This window comes from Paenibacillus sp. ACRRY (assembly GCF_022346995.1).
GTDB lineage: Bacteria > Bacillota > Bacilli > Paenibacillales > Paenibacillaceae > Paenibacillus.
Window position 1 is genome coordinate 313,923 of record NZ_JAKRNM010000005.1, and the last position, 17,131, is coordinate 331,053.

At 49.0% G+C, this 17,131-nt stretch carries 18 protein-coding genes; 13 read left to right on the forward strand and 5 right to left on the reverse strand.

What is annotated here, in order from left to right; translation table 11 throughout:
* The first annotated feature begins 247 nt into the window (after nt 1-247).
* From MH144_RS19830 to MH144_RS19840, 3 genes are all read left to right on the forward strand, one after another.
* Nucleotides 248-595, forward strand: coding sequence for a YlbF/YmcA family competence regulator (locus tag MH144_RS19830; protein WP_095288137.1), 348 nt, complete (start codon nt 248-250; stop codon nt 593-595).
* A 96-nt stretch (nt 596-691) separates the two neighbouring features.
* Nucleotides 692-979 (forward strand): hypothetical protein, encoded by a 288-nt coding sequence (locus MH144_RS19835; RefSeq protein WP_076289792.1) that lies wholly within the window; start codon nt 692-694, stop codon nt 977-979.
* Nucleotides 980-1,149: 170 nt separating this feature from the next.
* Nucleotides 1,150-2,484, forward strand: a complete 1,335-nt coding sequence (locus tag MH144_RS19840; RefSeq protein WP_239303391.1) for a DRTGG domain-containing protein — start codon at nt 1,150-1,152, stop codon at nt 2,482-2,484.
* Nucleotides 2,485-2,635: 151 nt separating this feature from the next.
* Here MH144_RS19840 and MH144_RS19845 read toward each other — a convergent pair whose 3' ends face one another.
* The 3 genes from MH144_RS19845 to MH144_RS19855 all read right to left on the reverse strand — a co-directional run bounded on the left by MH144_RS19845 (nt 2,636) and on the right by MH144_RS19855 (nt 3,913).
* The gene (locus MH144_RS19845) at nt 2,636-2,977 is read right to left on the reverse strand and encodes a YtpI family protein (RefSeq protein WP_239303393.1); all 342 of its coding nucleotides are present in this window, start codon (nt 2,975-2,977) and stop codon (nt 2,636-2,638) included.
* Between the two features lie 96 nt (nt 2,978-3,073).
* Nucleotides 3,074-3,562 (reverse strand): sporulation membrane protein YtrI, encoded by a 489-nt coding sequence (locus MH144_RS19850; protein ID WP_239303395.1) that lies wholly within the window; start codon nt 3,560-3,562, stop codon nt 3,074-3,076.
* Between the two features lie 21 nt (nt 3,563-3,583).
* A complete protein-coding gene (locus MH144_RS19855) occupies nt 3,584-3,913 on the reverse strand; it encodes a YtrH family sporulation protein (protein ID WP_090920214.1) in 330 nt (109 codons plus the stop codon).
* A gap of 243 nt (nt 3,914-4,156) precedes the next feature.
* Here MH144_RS19855 and MH144_RS19860 point away from each other — a divergent pair, with 243 nt between their 5' ends.
* The gene (locus MH144_RS19860) at nt 4,157-8,140 is read left to right on the forward strand and encodes a DNA polymerase III subunit alpha (RefSeq protein WP_239303407.1); all 3,984 of its coding nucleotides are present in this window, start codon (nt 4,157-4,159) and stop codon (nt 8,138-8,140) included.
* Here the strand turns inward: MH144_RS19860 and MH144_RS19865 are convergent.
* Complete coding sequence (locus tag MH144_RS19865) at nt 8,133-8,372, reverse strand: hypothetical protein (RefSeq protein ID WP_239303409.1); 240 nt, start codon at nt 8,370-8,372, stop codon at nt 8,133-8,135. The two genes, MH144_RS19860 and MH144_RS19865, sit on opposite strands and share 8 nt — an antisense overlap.
* Here MH144_RS19865 and MH144_RS19870 point away from each other — a divergent pair.
* The 8 genes from MH144_RS19870 (at nt 8,366) to MH144_RS19905 (ending at nt 14,217) form a co-directional block, all read left to right on the forward strand.
* Nucleotides 8,366-8,854: a phosphatidylglycerophosphatase A family protein gene (locus MH144_RS19870; protein WP_239303411.1), complete on the forward strand. Its 489-nt coding sequence runs from the start codon at nt 8,366-8,368 to the stop codon at nt 8,852-8,854. The two genes, MH144_RS19865 and MH144_RS19870, sit on opposite strands and share 7 nt — an antisense overlap.
* A gap of 251 nt (nt 8,855-9,105) precedes the next feature.
* The gene (locus MH144_RS19875; protein WP_239303422.1) at nt 9,106-9,294 is read left to right on the forward strand and encodes a glutamate decarboxylase; all 189 of its coding nucleotides are present in this window, start codon (nt 9,106-9,108) and stop codon (nt 9,292-9,294) included.
* A gap of 24 nt (nt 9,295-9,318) precedes the next feature.
* Nucleotides 9,319-9,615 (forward strand): hypothetical protein, encoded by a 297-nt coding sequence (locus MH144_RS19880; protein WP_239303425.1) that lies wholly within the window; start codon nt 9,319-9,321, stop codon nt 9,613-9,615.
* An 89-nt stretch (nt 9,616-9,704) separates the two neighbouring features.
* Complete coding sequence (accD, locus tag MH144_RS19885) at nt 9,705-10,598, forward strand: acetyl-CoA carboxylase, carboxyltransferase subunit beta (RefSeq protein WP_239303443.1); 894 nt, start codon at nt 9,705-9,707, stop codon at nt 10,596-10,598.
* Nucleotides 10,599-11,639 (forward strand): acetyl-CoA carboxylase carboxyltransferase subunit alpha, encoded by a 1,041-nt coding sequence (locus MH144_RS19890; RefSeq protein WP_239303445.1) that lies wholly within the window; start codon nt 10,599-10,601, stop codon nt 11,637-11,639. It begins immediately after the preceding gene.
* 107 nt (nt 11,640-11,746) lie between these two features.
* A complete protein-coding gene (pyk, locus tag MH144_RS19895; protein ID WP_095288128.1) occupies nt 11,747-13,174 on the forward strand; it encodes a pyruvate kinase in 1,428 nt (475 codons plus the stop codon).
* 134 nt (nt 13,175-13,308) lie between these two features.
* Nucleotides 13,309-13,815 (forward strand): acyl-CoA thioesterase, encoded by a 507-nt coding sequence (locus MH144_RS19900; RefSeq protein WP_239303447.1) that lies wholly within the window; start codon nt 13,309-13,311, stop codon nt 13,813-13,815.
* 6 nt (nt 13,816-13,821) lie between these two features.
* Nucleotides 13,822-14,217, forward strand: a complete 396-nt coding sequence (locus MH144_RS19905) for an FxsA family protein (protein WP_239303450.1) — start codon at nt 13,822-13,824, stop codon at nt 14,215-14,217.
* Between the two features lie 90 nt (nt 14,218-14,307).
* On the opposite strand, the gene ytvI is transcribed toward MH144_RS19905, so the two are convergent.
* Nucleotides 14,308-15,426: a sporulation integral membrane protein YtvI gene (ytvI, locus tag MH144_RS19910; protein ID WP_239303458.1), complete on the reverse strand. Its 1,119-nt coding sequence runs from the start codon at nt 15,424-15,426 to the stop codon at nt 14,308-14,310.
* Nucleotides 15,427-15,895: 469 nt separating this feature from the next.
* Here ytvI and citZ point away from each other — a divergent pair, with 469 nt between their 5' ends.
* Nucleotides 15,896-17,008 carry a citrate synthase gene (citZ, locus tag MH144_RS19915; protein ID WP_239303460.1) on the forward strand — a complete coding sequence of 371 codons (1,113 nt, stop codon included), beginning with the start codon at nt 15,896-15,898 and terminating at the stop codon, nt 17,006-17,008.
* Nucleotides 17,009-17,131: the final 123 nt, after the last annotated feature.

The window sequence follows — 17,131 nt, forward strand, 5'->3', positions numbered from 1 at the left end:
CTGATCTCGAAGTTGAACGGCATCTGAACATGGCATGTGCTTCATCATATGAGGACATATACCCCTTGGTGATTGACCCATTAGGATTAAATGCAATTGATTTGGCATCGGAATCGATGACCTGTTCGGGTCAGCCAATGTTTGAGAGAAGAGAAATGCGTGTATAAACACGGGTGAACGTTGCGACGAGAAAAATGAGGGAATGAATGAATAGCAGCAGAACAATCCAAATTGAGGAGGAATAATAGTGAATATTTATGACAAAGCCAATGATCTGGCCAAAGCACTGAGAGAAAGCAGCGAGGTGGAAGAAATTACTTCCGCGATGAAGCTGATCGAAGCTGATCCAGAGGCAAAACGCATGCTGGACAGCTTTCGTGATCAACAAATGGAATTGCAACAGCGCATGATGAGCGGCGACATGCCGGCACCGGACGAGATGGAGAAAATGGAGAAGCTGTTTGAGGTACTGAGCCTGAATCTCAACATCCGTCGCCTATTTGATGCTGAGCGTCGTCTGAGCGTAATCATTGAAGATGTGAACAAAATTATTGCTGACAGCCTGGGCCATCTGTATGGCGGTGCTGAGGCGTAAGACGTTTCACAGGTTATTTGTCTGAATCTTTCATATTGCACAGTTCCCGTTCATAGACTAGACATATAGAGTCGATCAAGAACGAAGGAGCTGTGTATGGTGAAAAGGTTGAAAAAGGCAAAACATGTGATCTATCTGCTTATCGCGCTGTCAATGCTGGTTATCGCGCTGCCGCGAATTTCCTTCGCTGGTGGAATGGACTGGGTTAATATTTTTGGCATCGTATGGGTGCTGTTCTCCCTATTAATCATTGGTGCGCACCTTCATTTCATTCTCGGTGTAGATGAAGAGAAGAAGCGTGCACTGGAAGCGGTTCGCCGGGCCAAGCTGCGGCAGTGGGAGATGAAGCTGGTGGACAAGCAGGAGCAGAGCAAGTCTGTATAAGCCTTGCATCAAGGCGCCAGGACAGAATTCTTAGACCGATGATCCTTCAATCCGATGGATCATCGGTCTTTTTACGTTGATAAACGAAGAGCGGGGAATGGGGTTATTTTCCTCGGAGCGTGTTATAATAGATACAGAATAGTACAGATGCATCTTCGGGGGTGGTACAGATGGACGGACAGGAAGAGAACGTGACGAAGCACGAGCAGCTGCTGCAGCATATCGAGCAGTTAAAAGTCGGCAGTAAAATATCGGTTCGTGGCCTGGCAAGGGAGCTCGGCGTAAGTGAAGGGACAGCCTATCGGGCAGTCAAGGAAGCAGAGAACTTCGGGCTGGTGGTGACCAAGGAACGGATCGGAACGGTACGTATCGAAAAGAGACCGCGCGGCATGTCAGAACAGCTGACCTTTGCCGATGTGGTCACCATCGTGGAAGGTCATGTGCTCGGAGGAAGTGATGGCTTGGCCAAACCGCTCCACAAGTATGTGATTGGTGCGATGAAAGAGCAGGCCATGGCCCGTTATATAGATGCTGGAAGTCTGCTTATTGTAGGTAACCGGGATAATGCCCATTCGCTCGCGCTTGAGCAGGGAGCGGGTGTACTCATTACCGGTGGATTCAGCACAAGTCGTGAAGTCAGATTGCTGGCAGACGAACTGGGACTGCCGATTATTTCTTCCAGACATGATACATTCACCGTGGCTTCGATGATTAACCGAGCAATCTTTGACCGATTGATCAAGAAAAAAATCATGCTTGTGGAGGATATTATCGGTCAGAAGCCCCGTCTTCAAGTGCTCAAGGTCACCAGTTCTGCTGCTGATTTTCACAAGCTGGTTGCCGAAACGGGAGATCATCGCTTCCCGGTAGTTGACGAATGGAATCGGGTTATCGGTATTGTCAGCCTGAAGGATGTAAGCGAACTTCTGGAAGAGCAGAGCATTGAGAAATGCGTCGTTCGCCGCCCGGTTACAGCCTCACTGCAAACCTCACTGGCTTCTGCCGCGCAGATCATGACTTGGGAAGGCATTGATTTTCTACCCATTGTGGATCGCAATCGGAAGTTGATTGCCTCCATTACGCGGAAGGAAGTACTGCAGGCCATGCGCGACGCGCAGAAGCAGCCGCAGCTCGGCGAGACCTTTGATCATCTGATCTGGAATGGGTTCGCAGAGGAACGCGGAGAACAGAATGAATTGATGTTTCATGGATTCATTATTCCGCAGATGGCGACAGACCTAGGCACGATCTCTGAAGGGGTGCTGCTGAACGTCATGACGCAGGCGGGACGGCGGGCTGCCTGGGACGTGACGGGAAATGATTATGTCGTGGATAATGTGACAACGTATTTTGTTCATCCGGTGCAGATTGAGGATCAGATTCTGGTTCGACCCGTCATTCTGGAGACGAGCCGCCGAACCTGCAAAATGGACATTGTCATTACCCGTGAAGGAAATGTCGTATGCAAAGCAGTCATGACACTGCAGTCCATTGACCACGGCTAGTTCAGGTGTTTTGTGAATCACTGCTCCATATATAACAAAGAGGATATCCACCACTGTTGTCATGTCGAACCGCTGTTCACAGCCGGCATTCAGACATGTATCGATGAGTGGATATCCTCTTTTCGCTGCAGATAAGTTATAAATACGTGTATTAAACAGACTGCCTGGACGCGCTGCCTGACTGATTTCCGCTGTGCTCCCGTAGACGAGCAAAGTAGCTGCGGTTGCGCAAACCGGCGAATAAATTGTAGGCGCCGATAATCAGAAAGAGCGCTTCCACAACAATGGAGAGGCTCGATCCGGTGAAGACAAACATGAGGATTATGGACAATACAATCAGCATGCCACCCATCCAGATGTTGGTCCACGAGCGGTAGAGGCCAGCGTCAGCGGCACTCGCGGCCCGGTGCGAACGAATGCTGTTCAGAGCCGAGCAGACCATGGCTAGAGCAAAAATGGCGATCAGGACATACTTGAGAACATCAATCAACACGAATGAGCAGCTCCTTTTCTGGAAAGCATTTACTGCCCTTATTGTACCATGCGAGCCAAGGACAAGGGGCAGTTTTTTCTAACTGCTTCCCAGTGGTTAAGCTGGAACGTGCATCCGAATTTGTACCCAAACCTGAAGTACGCCTTCCATAACAAGCATCGTTTTGACCTGAACGGTGTATTCTTTTTCTCTGACTGTGTATACTTTCTGGTTCAACATGATGCGTGTCATTTTGCTGTACTCATCGATATTAAATACATCACGCCCGCGAAGAACTTCAAGCTCGTCCCCCAGCTTCTGCAGCATGATTTTAAGTGATGCCTCGTCAGGACCTTTGTCAGACTCTTCGGCTCGCACCTTAATTTCCTTAATGACGGTCTGCCGTTTACTGTATTTTTTCAGTGTTTTGATATCCTCCTCATTCTGATGCAGCTGGAGCTGCAATTCCTGATTGGTTAGCCAGAGTTTGTTATAGCTCAGGTGATATACACCGTTGTATACGATGCTTCCCGCGATCATTCCCAGGACAAACACGGCTGTCATGCGCATAAGCGGGCGGTAGCGTGAAAAAGGCGGAATCCTCATGGGCTCAGTCCCGAAGTCATATTAACCCCGCCCTCCGCCGCATACCCATTTTACGAGTTCGGTTCCCATATGAGCGCCCATAAAGGCCGAGATCAGGTACAAAATTTGCTTGACCGCAGGCGACAGGTTGCCGTCGAGAAAGTTGCTCTCAATGACCCTCATCGGATCAATGGTGCCCCCAACTGCGGCTGCAAGTGCCCATATCTTGATTTTGCCGGAAATATCAAGCATCGTCTGAGTCGGAGGCTGGAGAGAGATAACAGCACCAATTCCTCCGATCATCGCACCGCCCAGCACGATACCAAACGCAATAAAGAAATCAAGAATGGCTTTGGATAAAAATGTACTCACCCGCAAACACCCCTTTCAGACCCAGCAGCGCACCTCCTGTCAGTGGTCCGAAACAGGGGGAGCGGCTTGTACTCCTATTGTATGGGCGTGCCCCCGGACGATATGATAAAATAGAATAATAAAGTACTGTTGTACCTAATGAAATTTTATTCATTTATTGTATTCATATAGAAGAAAGATAGGCAGCAGCTGGGCTCTGAAGACAGATGCTGCAGCTATCCGCGGCGAAAGGAAGTAACGAACATGAGTTCTTTTGTGCATTTGCACGTTCATAGTGAATATAGTTTGCTGGACGGCGCTGCGCGTATTCCGGATCTCGTGAACCAGGCCGCAGATCTTGGAATGACCACACTCGCATTGACCGATCACGGCGTCATGTACGGCGCTGTTCCCTTTTATAAAGCCTGTATCGAACGAGGCATCAAGCCGATTATCGGTTGTGAGGCATACATGACCGCAGGGTCCCGCAAGGAGCGGGGGAGTCGCAAGGATCAGCCCATACACCACTTGATCTTGCTGGCGAAGAACATGACGGGTTACCGCAACTTGATGAAATTATGTTCAATTGGGCATTTGGAAGGTTTCCATTACAAGCCACGTATTGATATGGAGAGTTTGGCTGCCCATCACGAGGGCATTATCTGCCTGAGTGCTTGTCTGGGAGGAGAAGTGCCTCAGCATTTGCTGCATGGACGGGAAGAAGAGGCCCGGCGGGCAGCGCTTCGTTATAAACATATTTTTGGTCCTGATTTCTATCTGGAGCTTCAGGATCACGGCCTCGCAGAGCAGAAAAGAGTCAATCCCCAATTGATTCGTCTAGCCGAGGAACTGGATATTCCACTTGTGGCAACCAATGATGTGCATTACCTGTCGGAAGCGGACGCTGAGCTTCAGGATGTACTAATTTGTATCGGAACCGGGAAAACCGTCGACGACGAGAGTCGTCTTCGGATTGGGACCAATCAGCTGTATTTGAAAAGTGAGCAGGAGATGGCCCGCTTGTTTCCTCATGTGGAAGAAGCGTTGAAGAACACGGTTCGTATTGCCGAATCCTGTGAACTGCAGCTGGAATTCGGCAAATCCATCTTGCCTGAATACAGACCGCTGCCTGAGGGACAGAGTCCTTCGGAGTACCTGAGAGAGCTCTGTGAAAAAGGCATGGAAGAACGTTATGCCGAGTCAGAACGCTGGACGGATTCGGAGCTTCGTTCCGGACTGGAGCAGCGATTGAACTATGAACTTCAGGTTATCGACAGTATGGGCTTCTCGGATTACTTCCTGATCGTATGGGATTTTATCGCTTACGCCCATAGACAAGGGATCGTTACCGGCCCAGGCCGGGGTTCCTCGGCGGGAAGTCTTGTTGCTTATACACTGCATATTACCGATGTTGATCCAATGAAATATAATTTGCTCTTTGAACGTTTCCTGAACCCTGAACGTATTTCCATGCCCGATATCGATATCGATTTCAGCGATGAGCGGCGGGATGAGGTTATTGATTATGTCGCAGACAAATACGGAAAAGCACATGTGGCGCAGATTATTACCTTTGGTACAATGGCTGCACGTGCAGCAGTAAGGGACGTTGGACGCGCGTTAAATGTACCCTATGGCGAGGTGGATAAGGCAGCGAAGCTCATCCCTGCGCAGCTCGGGATCAACATCCGTCGTGCCATGGAAGCAACGCCTGAATTGAAGGCTTTATATGAAACGAAGCCAAAAACCCGGGAACTACTGGATATGGCCATGAAGGTAGAAGGCATGCCGCGCCATGCGTCCACGCATGCTGCCGGGGTCGTTATATCCCGCGATCCTCTGACCGATGCCGTTCCGCTTCAGGAAGGAAGCGAGGGCACTGCGTTAACCCAATACTCAATGGAGAACCTGGAGTCAATCGGTTTGCTCAAGATGGACTTTCTCGGACTGCGAACCCTTTCCATTATTGAACGCTGCCTGCGTTGGATCGGAGAAGAGGGCGAAGTTCCGGATTTCCGCTATATCGCGGATGATGATGCAACGACGTATGAGATGCTTGGCCGTGGTGACACGATGGGCATATTCCAGCTGGAATCGGCAGGCATGCGGCGTGTGCTGAAGGATCTGAAACCGACGGTATTTGAAGACATCATCTCCGTTCTCGCTTTGTATCGTCCGGGTCCGATGGAGTTCATCTCCAAGTATATTCAGGGCAAGCATGGACAAATTGAGGTCGATTATCCCCATGCCGATCTGGAATCCATTCTTAAGGATACGTATGGCATCATCGTCTATCAGGAACAGATCATGCAGATTGCTTCACGCATGGCGGGTTTCTCGCTGGGAGAAGCGGACTTGCTTCGCCGAGCTGTTTCCAAGAAGAAACGGGAAGTGCTCGATTTGGAACGCGGACATTTCGTTCAGGGCAGTCTCAAACAAGGCTATAGCGAGGAAGAAGCGGACCTGGTCTACGACATGATTGTGAAATTTGCGAACTACGGTTTCCCGCGTGCCCACGCTGCGGCATATGGTGTACTGGCGTTCCAGACCGCATATCTGAAGGCTCATTACCCGGTTCATTTTATGGCCTCCATGCTGACTGCCGTTATGGGCAGTCACCGCAAGGTTGCGGAATACGTCGTGGAATGTCGTCGTATGGGAATTGAGGTCTTGCCGCCTGACGTCAACGAAAGTGGCATACTGTTTACTCCAGTTTTTGCAGTACCCGGCAAACCGGAGAAAAATCTGACTGACGAGTCCGAGATGGACAATGGGAACAACACAGAAAATGATTTGTATGATCATTCCGGTCAGGATGAATATGGTGAAGCACCATTGCCAGATGACCCTGGTCCAATGCCTGAAGAAGGTGAAGATTCGTATGGCTGGCAAGCTTCGACCGTGATGCCTGAAGACCTGAAACAAGAAGGGCTATCTGGAAACACTAGTGAATCGTCAGCAATAAAGCATGTGGATAGGGATGAAACAGGTTTATCCGGCGGAACGGAGCAAAATCTGTCTGATGTATTTGCATCGGGTTCCATTCGTTTTGGACTGGCTGCTGTGAAGAATGTCGGAACGCAAGCCATGGAGAGTATCATGCTCGTCCGCAAGGAGCGCCCATTCGACAGTTTGCTCGATTTTTGTCGCCGTGTTGATCTGCGTGTCTGCAACAAACGTGTCATTGAATCGCTGATTCAGGCGGGAGCCTTTGACACTTTGCCCGGACACCGGGCTCAACTGCTCGCGATGCTGGACGAGACGGTGGAAGCTGCTCTGAAGTGGCGCAAGGAGCGCGAGGATCTGCAGATTCAGCTGTTCGATTTTGTTGAAACGCCCAATTGGGAGATTGAATATCCACAGATCCCTGCATATTCAGCTACTCAGCAACTGGAGCTTGAACGGGAGTTGTTGGGTCTGTATCTCTCCGGTCATCCGCTTGATGATTATGAAGATGTGCTCGAATCGAGTGGAGCGGACCGGATTATGGAGCTGACAGAAGCAGTCGACGATACGATGGCCGTCGCTGCGGGGATGGTAGTGTCCGTGAAGTCGATCACGACGAAACAGGGCAAGGCCATGGCGTTCATGGAACTGGAAGACCAGATTGAACGATGCGAAGTGGTTCTCTTTCCCGAAGTATGGCGGCGGAGCCAGCAGCATGTCGGGAAAGGTGAACTGCTCGTCGTGCGTGCCAAGGTGCAGCAGCAGGACGAAGGGTTTAAGCTGCTGGCTGAGGAAGTGGCGCCGCTCACACAGGCGGCACTGGAACAGCAGCTGCGCAGCCGCGAACGGCGCGGGAAGCCTGGCAGCGGCAGTCCTTCGCGCCCGGCGGGCCCAGCGCGGCAGCCAGCCGGTGCGAAAGCTCCAGCTGCAGCTGTACGCAGCATCGCAGGCGGAGTGCCTGCAGCAGCGCACAGCGGAGAAGGCGCAGGTAAGGCAGAGGCAACGTCTGCATCATCACCAGGCAGCACCGGTTCTGCCAGTGGATCCGAGCAGAGTCGCCGGTCTCAGACTGCACAGCAGCGGGTGTTCGTGAAGATCACTCCGCAGTCCGAGAAACCGGAACTACTGACACGTTTGAAACAGATGCTCCAGCAGCATCCGGGTCCGGTTGCGACGGTACTTTTCTATGAGCAGCAGCAGAAGTTGCTCGCGTTAAGCGATGCTTACCGGATTAAACCGTCTCCTACACTGTTCTCAGAGATGGAACAGATGCTGGGCGAGGGTACAGTTAAAATCAAGTAATGGCCTTGGCAATGCCCATCGCTAGAGTAGGAACCTGTCCGGTAATACCGGACGGGTTCTTTTGTTTGGCCAAACGAGGGGAGACTGCTGCCTGGGGAGCCCCGTTTAACCCCGGACAGAAGTCCATTCGTGTTTTTTTATGAACGTTTTGCAGGTTTGCCGCATACACTTGAGAACACCGAAGGACCTCGCGGTCCTCGGGGGAGCGATGCGGGAGGTCGAGATATGTCATATGAAATCGTAGAAGCCATGCTGGCCCGGCGGGGTGTACAGATTGATGCAATCGCTGAAATTGTATATCGTCTGCAAAAAGGGTACCACCCGGAACTGACTATGGATGACTGTGTAACAAGTGTGAAGTCGGTACTACAAAAAAGAGAAGTTCAGTATACGCTGTATACTGGCATTGCTCTGGATGAACTGGCTGAAAAACGTCTCTTGCCCCAGCCGCTGCAGGCCATTATGGAAGCGGATGAATCCCTGTATGGAGTGGACGAGACTCTGGCCCTTGGCATTACCCATGTGTATGGCATGATTGGTTTAACCAGTTTTGGTTACCTGGATAAAGAAAAAATAGGCGTCATTCACGATCTGAATGAAGATGGATCAGGCATTCATGTCTTCCTGGATGATCTCGTTGCCGGTCTGGCTGCCGCGGCTTCCGCACGTATTGCCCACAAAAATCTTAATGCCAAAAAATACGCCACGGATTAATAATTTCCTCCCTAGCTGCAGGACATTCAGGGCGGCAAGTGCTGCCCTGGAGAACCTGAACGTCTTATCTCCCTTGCCAGAATATCGGACGAAGTGTTAAGCGTATCGGTTATCCTAGTGGGACAAATGTCCCCCAAGATCCCGTTTTCTCCCCTAAGGTCCTGAACCCTTCCTTGCAGAAAAAAACGGAGGTATGGTATCATTAGTCCAATATACGGGCTCTGAACATTAGCTTAGGGGGCGGACATGGCATGTGGACGGTGATTTACATTGCACCGACAGCAAAGGTTGCGGACAAGATTAAGACCAAGCTTTCGGAAGAAGGTTTTCTGGTACAGACCCGTCCCATCAGTTTATCCAAGCAGCAATTTGAGATTCGCGTCCCTTCTGGGGAATTGGAAGAAGTCCAGGAAGTGCTGAATTTGATTCTGCATTCCTGATTTGAATTCAACATCAGAGGTGCCTTGGCGAAGAAGAAAGTACCATCGGTACATAAGGGGCTGACCGCGCAAGCGGAGAGAGGAATCGACTTGCATGTATTGTATGCTGCTGTCCTTCCTTCTTTTTTTGTTAGGCTATGGACTGACCAGGCTGCTCCCGGAGACCCTACCGAGACAAGTTCAAGTATTTCGCGCAACAATCTATCGGTATTACAGGTAACATCAATCGTGCTGACAGAAGCCACTGATTCTTGCCTTATGCCGGCGGATTTTTTTGTTGTGAATGCCTGGACAAGGCCCATTGCAGCGTGTGGGTCGTAAACGGTTCACCGCAGTACCTCTGTAGAAGTCGCTTTTCGCGATGTACTACAGGGTGCGGCTATCAAATCAACGGCTGGAGAGGTGTAGTTGTGTTCAAAGATATATTCCAGAAAAAACGGAAGTACGCTACCATACCTTCCGAGCGTGCGGTTCGTGGCGAAGGCCAGGAAGTCGTAGAACGTCCAAAGCGTGAAATCCCTGAAGGACTTATGAACAAGTGCAGCAAATGCGGCACGATTCAATATAGCAAGGAATTGGAGAAAAATCTGAAAGTATGTCCTGCTTGCGGCTATCACATGCGCTTGAATGCCATGGAACGTATTGCCATGGTACTGGACGAGCAAGGCTTTGTTGAGCTGGATGCAGACATGGTTTCGGTGGATCCTCTTGGTTTCCCGGGATACAGCAGCAAGCTGGAACAACAGCGTCTGAAGTCAGGCTTGAAGGAAGCTGTAATTACAGGAGAAGGAACCATTGAAGGTTTACCTGTGGTTGTGGCTGTTATGAGTTTTGATTTCTTCACAGGAAGCATGGGTTCTGTTGTAGGGGAGAAAATCACTCGTGCTGTAGAGCATGCGACTGCGAAAAACTTACCCCTGATTATTTTCTCAACCTCTGGTGGAGCGCGGATGCAGGAGAGTATCCTCAGCTTGATGCAGATGGCCAAAACTAGTGCGGCACTGGCTCGTTTGGATGAACAGGGAGGACTTTATATTTCCGTCATCACGGACCCAACCACCGGTGGGGTATCAGCGAGTTTCGCCAGTCTGGGCGATATCAACATCGCTGAACCAGGTGCTGTATTTGGCTTTGCCGGCCGAATTGTCATTGAGCAAACCATTCGTCAGAAGCTGCCTGAGGATTTCCAGACGGCAGAATTTAATATGCAGCATGGTCAGTTGGACTTGGTGATTCACCGGAAGGAACTTCGTACGACCCTTGCCAAGCTTCTGGATATGCACAGCGAAAAAGGAGGGGTCTAAATGGCGGGTGAGTTGCCATATGAAGCGCCTCTGGTTGAGATGCGCAAAAAGATTGAGGAGCTTGTACAGTTCGGACAGGAGAAGGGCATTGATTTCACGGATGAAATTGCCCGCCTGGAGGAACGTTATCATAGACTTGAAGAAGAGATTTATTCCGGCATAACCGCAGCTCAGAAAATGCATCTGGCGCGTCACCAACAGCGTCCAACTGCACTTGATCTGATCCAGCTCATCTTTACCGATTTTATCGAACTTCATGGTGATCGGATGTTTGGCGACGATCTGGCCGTCGTTGGCGGCCTTGCGAAGCTGAATGGAAGAACGGTAACTGTCATCGGACAACAGCGGGGGAAAGATACGAAAGACAATATCGCCCGCTTTTTCGGGAGCGCGCATCCGGAAGGTTTCCGCAAAGGACTGCGGCTGATGAAGCAGGCGAACAAATTTGGTCGTCCAATTATTACATTTGTTGATACTAAAGGAGCCTATCCGGGTAATACTGCAGAAGAGAGAGGTCAATCGGAAGCCATCGCCCGTAACCTGATTGAAATGGCGAAGCTCACGGTGCCTGTAATTGTTGTGGTTATCGGCGAGGGTGGAAGCGGCGGCGCACTGGCCTTGGCTGTAGGCAATCGTGTACTCATGCTGGAGCATGCCATTTATTCAGCGATCTCTCCGAATGGTGCAGCGTCCATCCTGTGGAAGGATGCGTCCAAGGCAGATCAGGCAGCTGAAGCGATGAAGATAACAGCCAAGGATCTGCTGGAAATGGAAGTTATCGAGGAAATTGTTCCTGAACCACGTGGTGGTGCGCATCGGGATTATGAAGGTGCTGCAGCAGCGATCAGCGAAGCTCTGGTTCGTCATCTGGAAGAGATGAAAGGCTGGAGCGGGGATCAGCTGAAGCAGGATCGGTACGAGAAATTCCGCAAAATCGGATCCGTTACGTTCGAATCTCCAACCCCACAGGCCCCGGTTGAAGCTCCGGAGGAGCCCGTTCGAGTGGATGCAGTGAATAATTTGTCGGGAAATGCAGAATGATGTGACGAATTTCCTATACAAATGAACGAAAGTATAGTAAATTTAATAGTTGGAAAAAGAAAAAAGACATATACAGAGAGACCTTTTAAAATCGGAGGAAACCCAAAATGCGCAAAACGAAAATTGTATGTACAATCGGTCCATCCAGTGAATCACTGGAGAACACCAAAAAACTGATTATGGCCGGTATGAACGTGGCCCGTCTGAACTTCTCCCACGGTGATTTCGATGAGCACGGCGGACGGATCAAAGCGATTCGCCAAGCATGCGAAGAGTTGAACAAAACCGTAGCAATCCTGCTGGACACCAAAGGACCGGAAATTCGGACAGGTAAACTCGAAGTTGAACCGATTGAGTTGGTTCAGGACGAGTACATCACTTTGACAACAGAAGAAATTCTGGGCACCAAAGAACGTCTTTCCATTACGTATGCAGATCTTCCAAATGATGTTGAGCCAGGATCTACAATTCTGATCGACGACGGTCTGATCGGACTGACTGTGGTGGAAGTGCAAGGCACCGAGATCAAATGCCGTATCGTGAACGGCGGAACGATCAAAAGCAAAAAAGGTGTTAACGTTCCGGGCGTTGCCATTTCTCTGCCGGGTATCACTGAAAAAGATGCTAACGATATCGTATTTGGTATCGAGCAAGGTATCGATTTCATCGCGGCTTCTTTTGTTCGTAAAGCAAGTGACGTGCTTGAAATTCGTGAACTGCTTGAGAAGCACAATGCTGGACATATCCAAATCATCTCCAAAATTGAGAACCAACAAGGCGTAGACAACCTGGATGAGATCCTTGAAGTGTCTGATGGCTTGATGGTAGCTCGTGGTGACCTTGGTGTGGAAATTCCTGCGGAAGAAGTACCATTGGTACAAAAACGCATGATCGAAAAATGTAATGTTGCAGGCAAACCGGTTATTACAGCTACACAAATGCTGGATTCCATGCAGCGTAACCCGCGTCCAACTCGTGCGGAAGCAAGTGACGTTGCGAATGCGATCTTCGACGGAACAGATGCAATCATGTTGTCTGGTGAGACAGCTGCGGGTAAATACCCGGTTGAATCCGTTCTGACAATGTCCCGTATCGCGGAAAAAGCAGAGTCCGCTCTGCCTTATCAAGAGCTGTATCTGAAACAACGTGTTGCACAACAAACAACTGTTACAGAAGCAATCAGCCAATCCGTTGCGCTGTCCGCTCAAGATCTGAACGCAAAAGCGATCATCACTTCGACTGAATCTGGCCATACGGCTCGTATGGTTTCCAAATACCGCCCGGAAGCTCCAATTATTGCCGTGACTACGGAAGATAGAACTTCCCGTCGTCTTGCACTGGCTTGGGGTGTTACACCAGTGAAAGGCAGACGTTGTGACTCAACGGATTCCTTGTTTGAGAATGCAATCGAAGGCGGTTTGAAATCCGGAATCGTCAAAGAAGGTGATCTGGTTGTCATCACTGCGGGTGTACCTCTGGGTCGCTCCGGTTCCACCAACTTGATCAAAGTAAGCCAAATTCCAAACAACGCTTAATTGAACATTAAGCTGTAGATGGATCAAAACAGGAATGAAGCAATGGGGCAATTGTCCCGTTGCTTTTTTCCATCTTTATGACACTTTTCACAGGATGAGTACGTATGAATGGTAGACCGAAGGAGGCCGATAACATGCAAGAGCAGCACCATGGAAACTGGTATGCGGCACGTCTGCGTGTGCGCTATCAAGAGAGTGATCAGATGGGTGTGGTCTATCACGCCAACTATTTGAATTGGTTTGAAATCGGTCGAACCGAGATGATTCGCCAAATGGGGTATACATATCGTAAAATGGAGGAACAGGGGCTACTGCTTCCCGTAACCGGACTGGATGTGAAGTATCATAAGCCAGCAAAGTATGATGATGAGATTATGATACTCACCCGAATTGTTGCATTTAGTGGTCTGCGATTAAATTATGAGTACGACGTTAGACGCATGACGGAAGACCTTGCTGCACAATTCGGCATTGGAGAACAGGTATGGGCTTCTGATGAATCGCTTCCGGGAGAACGACTGGTTACAGGCTCTACCCAGCATGTGTGGGTGAATGGAGACTGGAAGCCAGTAAGACTGGATAAAGCCGCCCCTGAGCTCTATAGCGCACTAGAGAAAGTGTGGTTCTCAGGAAAGGAGTAATGGGTAATGCGAAAATGGATGTGGGCTATATTATTATTCGTTCCGGTTATTGAATTGTTTGGATTCATTCTGATGAGTGACTGGATCGGAGCCGGGAAGACATTGCTTCTCATGATTCTCACGTCCTTGATTGGTATAGCGATGCTGCAGTTTGAAGGGCGAAAAGTACTCGTCGATGCCAAAGCCGAGATGGAACGCGGTAAAGTGCCTGGACGGAAAATGGTAGACGGACTTTTTATTTTTGTGGGTGGTTTCTTGCTGTTAATTCCAGGGTTTGTTACGGATATCATCGGATTTACCCTGGTATTTCCGTTAACACGTGCTGTGTACCGCTTATTTTTCCTGGGTTGGCTTGAGAAAAAAATGAAAAACGGCAGCATCACGTTCTACCGCCGTCCGTAATATTGTATTGGTTTATTATTAAAGGCTCCTTCTTGCAGATCTTTTTCTGCGGAAGGAGCCTTTTTGATGGTATTAAAAAATGTACAAAAGCTATCGGACCCGCCCATTGATAATGTACGTTCTCAGGTCGCGCAGCACATTCGCACGATTGAATGCATCAAGGATGACCAAGCTGACAGGACCGATGATTAGGCCGAGTACGCCAAAGAGCTTTAGTCCAACAAACATGCCCACAAGTGTTGCAAGTGGATCCAGACCAACACTGCTTGCGAGCACCTTTGGCTCAATGATCTGTCTCGCAATCAGTACGATGAGATAAACAACCGAAATACCAATTCCCAAATAGAGGTCTCCGTTCATAAACAGGTAGGCTGCCCATGGAACCATGACCAGTCCAACGCCAAGATAAGGCAGAAGATCAACCAGGCCGATTAGCAGAGCAATGGTGAAAGCAGACTTCACCTGTAAGATGAGCAATCCAATCATCACAAATACCGCAGTAATGGAAATCATAATAAGCTGAGCACGGGCATAGCCGAACAGTGCTTTTTTTAGGTCGTTCCATATGTCTGTGATTGGTTTGCGGATTGAAGAAGGCACCCATCCCGAGACCGTAATGCCGTGGCGGGTCCAGCTTTTGCTAATAAAGAATGTGGAGAGAAGAACGACAATTAATACGGCTCCCATGTTGGGAAGCGAGGTCAGCAGGCCCAAAATCATATTGAAAAATCCGGTAACCAGATCGCTAACAGCCGTACCTACCGTTTCGGTTGTTTTGCTGATATTGCTGTTGATCGTTTCCTGGTAATTAGGATTTTCCTTATAAAATTCGTTAATCTGACCGATCAGGTTCTGGATCGTATCGTTTTGGGTCCAGCGGACAAAGGTTTCCTTGATCTCGTCCACATGCAGGTCAAAACTTGTGGTGAGTGATATGACTTCCTTTACCATGCGGGTTACCGCTGCCGAAAGTATCACAACAATTGCTCCAAAATAAACGATCAAGGAAAGGGTCACGGCTAACCAGCGTGGAAAGTGGGCTTTGTCCTGAAGCAGCTTCACCAGTGGATTCATCGCGTAAGCGATAATCCATGCAATAACGAAGGGGTATAGAAGCGGGAACAACAAGTATATGGCAAAGGCGATCAGAACGGTCGCAATAATGACCCACAAGCCGCGCAGCAGGCGTTTCATAATAATTCTGTCCAAACGTCACGTCTCCTTCTAACAATTTCGATCAGCATAGAAGCTATCTAGTTAATATAGAGCAATTGCAGCGTTTTGAAACGTTTGCTTGGCCTGCCAAGGTGCATTTATTTTCTTTTGCCTAGAGTATGCCAGAACACACGGATATATAGCAATATTCATGGAGCAGACGCACAGAATTATATAAATAGGATAAAATGTCAACCTTGTTTTTGTAAAGGCTTTCAAAAATGATTTATAGGCGTGATAAAGAAGTTTGATGTGCGAATGGCCTTTCGTGATGTTCACATAACCGACAAAATCCAGTATGATGTTATAAGGAAATACCGATTGACAGATAAGAAACCCGAATTTTGACGGTTTTACTATTTAATGAAATGTAAATGTTTTCAACACCAATTATTATGCTATTCTAAGAGCTTCATCATGCTTTGTGGTTTCTTGATTTCGTTTATTAAAGGAGAGATGTAATATGACAGCTACCAAAGGTCTGGAAGGCATCGTTGCAACAACCTCTTCGATCAGTTCCATTGTAGACGGTGTACTTACATACCGTGGCTACAATATCGACGATTTGGCTGAACACGCAAGCTTTGAAGAAGTTGCTTATTTGCTGTGGTTTGGCAAATTGCCCAATACGGATGAATTGAAATCCCTTCGTAAAAGCCTGAGCGATTACGCGCCGATTCCGAGCGAGTTGATTGCACAAATCCAATTGTATCCGAAAAACATGAGTACCATGGCAGCACTGCGTTCTGCAATATCCGCACTGGGACTGTATGATGAGCAGGCTGACGAGATGACAGCTGAAGCTAATGAAAATAAAGCGGTCAAATTGCAAGCTCAATTGCCAACCATTGTGGCAGCCATCGCCCGCATCCGTCAGGGAAAAGAGCCTGTGGCTCCTAAAGAAGGCGTTTCCATCGCTGAGAACTTCCTGTATATGATGACAGGTGAAGAACCTTCCGATACGGCAGTTAAAGCGCTGGATCAGGCTCTGGTTCTGCATGCGGATCATGAACTGAATGCTTCGACGTTTGCAGCACGGGTAACCGTAGCTACGCTCTCCGACATTTATTCAGGCGTAACTTCCGCTATTGGCGCACTGAAGGGACCTCTGCATGGTGGTGCGAACGAAGCCGTCATGAAAATGTTGAATGAGATCGGCACGCCGGATCGCCTGGAAGCTGCTATTCAGGAGAAGCTGAACAATCGTGAGAAAATCATGGGCTTCGGACACCGTGTATACAAAAACGGTGATCCACGTGCCAAACACTTGCAGAAGATGTCCAAAGAGCTGGGTAGCATGAACAATGACACCCGCCTTTATGAGATGTCTGTGAAGATTGAAGAACTGGTTACCGGGCAAAAAGGGTTGAAGCCGAATGTCGATTTCTATTCCGCTTCCGTGTATACCCAGCTGGGTATCGAACAGGAACTGTTCACCCCGATCTTTGCCATCAGCCGGGTATCCGGATGGACAGCTCATATTCTGGAGCAGCTCGCGGATAACCGCATTATTCGTCCGCGTGCAGAATATACAGGTCCAACAGATCAGCGTTACATTTCAGTTGAGCTTCGCTAATAGACTGAAAACCAGTATAATAAACTGGATGGGGTGAAGGGTCCCAAAAACTGGCTACAAGGCTAGTCAGACATCAAGACCCTTCCTTCGATAAGACAAGCGGTATCATGATACCGGAATTAT